This window comes from Rubritalea profundi (assembly GCF_002954445.1).
In the GTDB taxonomy this organism is placed as follows: Bacteria; Verrucomicrobiota; Verrucomicrobiia; order Verrucomicrobiales; family Akkermansiaceae; genus Rubritalea; species Rubritalea profundi.
The window spans coordinates 185027-188676 of record NZ_MQWA01000001.1; the positions used below are offsets into that span (position 1 = coordinate 185027).

General features: G+C 45.8%; 7 protein-coding genes. 5 read left to right on the plus strand and 2 right to left on the minus strand.

Features of this window, described 5'->3' with window-relative positions; translation table 11 throughout:
• The first annotated feature begins 628 nt into the window (after positions 1 to 628).
• The gene (locus tag BSZ32_RS00815) at positions 629 to 991 is read left to right on the plus strand and encodes a putative quinol monooxygenase (protein WP_105041666.1); all 363 of its coding nucleotides are present in this window, start codon (positions 629 to 631) and stop codon (positions 989 to 991) included.
• 16 nt (positions 992 to 1007) lie between these two features.
• Here the strand turns inward: BSZ32_RS00815 and BSZ32_RS00820 are convergent, their stop codons facing one another.
• A complete protein-coding gene (locus BSZ32_RS00820; protein WP_105041667.1) occupies positions 1008 to 1214 on the minus strand; it encodes a hypothetical protein in 207 nt (68 codons plus the stop codon).
• 34 nt (positions 1215 to 1248) lie between these two features.
• On the opposite strand from BSZ32_RS00820, the gene BSZ32_RS00825 reads away from it, so the two are divergent.
• The 3 genes from BSZ32_RS00825 (at position 1249) to BSZ32_RS00835 (ending at position 2498) form a co-directional block, all read left to right on the plus strand.
• Positions 1249 to 1560, plus strand: coding sequence for an alkaline phosphatase family protein (locus BSZ32_RS00825; RefSeq protein WP_105041668.1), 312 nt, complete (start codon positions 1249 to 1251; stop codon positions 1558 to 1560).
• 181 nt (positions 1561 to 1741) lie between these two features.
• Complete coding sequence (locus tag BSZ32_RS00830; protein WP_105041669.1) at positions 1742 to 2086, plus strand: sulfatase-like hydrolase/transferase; 345 nt, start codon at positions 1742 to 1744, stop codon at positions 2084 to 2086.
• Positions 2079 to 2498, plus strand: a complete 420-nt coding sequence (locus BSZ32_RS00835; RefSeq protein ID WP_105041670.1) for a hypothetical protein — start codon at positions 2079 to 2081, stop codon at positions 2496 to 2498. The genes BSZ32_RS00830 and BSZ32_RS00835 overlap by 8 nt, the downstream gene beginning before the upstream one ends.
• A 333-nt stretch (positions 2499 to 2831) precedes the next feature.
• Here the strand turns inward: BSZ32_RS00835 and BSZ32_RS00840 are convergent, their stop codons facing one another.
• A complete protein-coding gene (locus BSZ32_RS00840) occupies positions 2832 to 3035 on the minus strand; it encodes a hypothetical protein (RefSeq protein ID WP_105041671.1) in 204 nt (67 codons plus the stop codon).
• A 265-nt stretch (positions 3036 to 3300) separates the two neighbouring features.
• Here BSZ32_RS00840 and BSZ32_RS00845 point away from each other — a divergent pair, with 265 nt between their 5' ends.
• Complete coding sequence (locus BSZ32_RS00845; protein ID WP_105041672.1) at positions 3301 to 3615, plus strand: hypothetical protein; 315 nt, start codon at positions 3301 to 3303, stop codon at positions 3613 to 3615.
• Positions 3616 to 3650: the final 35 nt, after the last annotated feature.

Consider the following 3650-nt stretch of genomic DNA (forward strand, 5'->3'; position numbering starts at 1 on the left):
CACATACCCCCCCCATAGCACTCGCACAATAAATTTCGCAACTATGAGACAGACTAATTGACCTGAATCTGGAGTATTTCCTTTATCTGTAAGGGATCTTGAAAACTGATATTGGTCTATGGAGGGCTATGACAGCCAGAGTTGTGTGGGGGGACAGGAGTGAATGGCAGGCAGAAGTGCGCAGGTGAGGTCTGAGCGCTGTGAGTCAGCAGCTTCGCTGGAATTATTTTGCAAGTTCGGATTGGTGGCCAAAAGTTACGTGGAATGCACTCAATTACAGCTCCCGGGATGCTCCATATTCAGCTGATATGAGCCTCATAATAAGAGGGTGAGTTGACATCAAAAAAACTCCAGAAAAGTCACTATAAAGCGTCGAAGATGCTTGACTTTGAAAGTGGGCGCCAGACCATTTTTATGGTCTCTATTCCAAACTCAATCCAATCAGCCTCCGCCGTCCAATCTCATATGCTCTCTTACATTGACGAGGCAGTCCAACAGGCCGATAATTACTAGGAATTTGCTTTTTGGGTGAGGTGATTAAGGGCATTGTGCTGGGGGGAGATAGGGGGTTGCGTAATCTTCTTTTTCTAGTTGACGAGAGGTCAATGATACGTGAAAGTCTTCCACAATGAGCCAATTATCTAAAGCAGTTAGTATTCATCCCTATTTCAAAATCAATGAAGGTCGTGTTGACGATTTTAAATCACTAATGAATGATTTCGTCGAGAGCACAAGCTCTGAGGCAGCTTGCCTCTATTACGATTTCAGTATTTGCGATGATGTCGCATTTTGTCGTGAAGCATACATAGACGCAGATGCCATCCTTGTTCACCTAGCAAATGTAGGCGCTCATCTTGAGGCTTCTGGTTTGCTCGCTGAGATGATTCGTCTAGAGATGCACGGTCCAGCTGATCAGTTAGATAAACTTAGAGGTCCTCTGGCCGATCTGCCTGTAGAATATTTCGTGCAGGTTACGGGTATTCAGCAATAAATTGAACTATATCAGCCTAGCCTAGAAACCTTCGCTTCAGATGAGCGAGATGATAGTCTGGGTTGGTGCCTTCGCCAGTTGCTTTCTTCATCAGATCTTGCGGTAGAAAAGTAGAGCCATGTGCGTGGACGTTTTCACGCATCCAGCGGAGCAATGGAGCGTAGTTTGCTCTATCGAACGCGCTGCTAGGAATTTGCTTTTTGGGTGAGGTGATTAAGGGCATTGTGCTGGGGGGAGATAGGGGGTTGCATGAATTCATGAAGTCTTACCCGGTTCTTTTGCGTAAAGCAGGTTACTTAACAGCCTTTGCTGGCAAGTTTGGTTTCGGTGTTCATGACAAGCCCAGTAGCTCTACGAGCGTTAAGAATGATACCATGCCGATCAAAGGGTTTGATGTCTGGGGTGGCTCTGAAGGGCAAACTGATTACAAAACATCTAAAAATCCTAGTATTGCAAAATACGCGGCTGAGTACCCGCACTCCTCAAGAGCCTACGGAGCCTTTGGCCAAGACTTCATCAAAAAAGCTAAAGCCGAAAAGAAACCTTTTTTGCTTGAGTGTCTTCTTTAAAGCTCCACACAAGCCTTCTCAGCCTGATCCTGCATTTGATTATGTTTACAAAGGTAAGACATTCACTCAGCCGGTTAACTTTGGAAGAGAAAACGGCAAGCACTTTTCTGCCCAAAGTAAAATGGGAAGACAGTGGGGGCGCTAAACGGATTGGGGCTATGACAAGGACTATGATCAGGCTATGAGGGACTACAACCAGCTTGTCTATGGGGTAGACGTGGCGGTTGGTATGATACGGGAAGAATTAGCCAAGCATAACCTAACAGAAAAAACGGTGATCATTTTCGCGTCTGATAGTGGTTATGCCAATGGAGTTTACGGTTATGGAGCTAAGGTCTTACCCTATGAGGAATTTGCACGTGTGCCGTTGATGATCTATGATCCCCGTCACTCAGTCAGTGGTAAGAAGCTTAGGTCGAAGGCCCTCACTGGTGGTTGTGATATTGCCCCTACGATTTTAGAATTAGCTGGTTTGAGTATTCCTGGAAATATAGGTGGTAAAAAGCTTACTGCCTCTTTTGGATAAGCACGAAAGTGACATTCGCGAAGTGCTGCCTTTGATGAATGTGTTCAGAAAAGATCCCGTGCATCACCTAGACGTAGTCAGTAAAGAATGGAAATATAACTATTGGTGGTTCGCAAAAGAAGGCCTTGAGCCCGCCGAAGAGCTGTTTAATACCGAAGAAGACATGTACGAAATGAAAAATCTCATCTCTGATGCTAAATCAAAAAATGCATTAGAAGCCATGAGAAAGCGCTACGACGAGCAGATGGCTCTCTATAAAAAGAATGTTGTAAGCTACAATGGTTATGCCAAGTATGGTGAGTTATTTGACCGCAATATTCCTTGGAGGAAGAAAAATTTCTCTAGAAACAAAAGTGGATCGGATAAGTCGGATAAGTCGGATAAGAAAAAGAAAAAGAAAAGCAAAACTTAAGCCTTACGCGCAAAGCCTTGTTTATTAGGAAGCATTCAAATTACTAGGAATTTGCATTTTTGGGTGAGGTGGTCGAGAGCATCAAGCGAGGAGGAGATAGGAGGATGGTGTCCTAGAGGGCGCATGCTTTGGTAGAGATAGGCCATTTTTGCCCATACGGGTGAAAACGGCCCATCATCAGTTAGTCGGCTCAGTTGGACTCATCCCGCTGTTTTTGACTTTGCCCCATACGCTCTTGCCGGGACTTTACCGCGAACTCGCGCGACATGAGAATCCCTTTTAAGACCACCAGAGACATCGCTAGACCGAAGAAAAAAATGGTGTAGATAATATTCATAGATCAGTCCTGCCCCCTTCAGTTGTAACTCCAGATGCAAGTAGAACGACGCGCACGCCAACCCACAGGGCAAGAATACTAGGCACCCAGAGGCCGACGAAAAGACCTAAGTCGTGGCTCACGAGGAACCAGAGGGAGACGCTCGCAACGAAACTTAGGAAAGCCGCGATCAGGAATGGATAGTCAATTTTATGAAACATAAGATATTCAAAGGTGGAAACAGGATATAGCTAGCAACTTGATTTTTCGGTGGCGCTGTTGAAGGGATCGGAGATCGGAGAAAGGAGCGCGAGGGAGATGAGAGGTGGGAATACGTAGAGATTGGCGAGGAACTGTGATCAGGCAAGGATAAAAGCCCTAGAGTTTGAAATAAATAGAAGCGTGGTGGTGGGGGGGATCGATCATAGATTTTGGACTGCTAGGAATTTGCTTTCTGGGCGAGGTGTTCGGAGAGGCTTTCATGGGGTGATAAGGGGGTTATCACCAGAAAATCCCGGGAAATCCAGCTGGCCACTCCTGGTCCCAGACTGGGATACCTGCTACTACGCCGCCATCTGGATCGCCGGTTCCCAAGCTCAGAAAATCATCAACGACCTCCAACAAGATCACCAACTTGACGCCAAACCCTTAATACACGGAGCCAGCCTCCTCACTCCAAAACTCGGCGTCATCCGCATCATTTCGCCCACCAGTATTCTCCCCAAAAACGCCCTTACCCATTTCAGAGCCATCATCCAGCAACACCTCCCTCAATTAAAAATGACTTTCAGAAAACTCTAATTTAAACTAAATAACCAATAACATTAACCATTAAC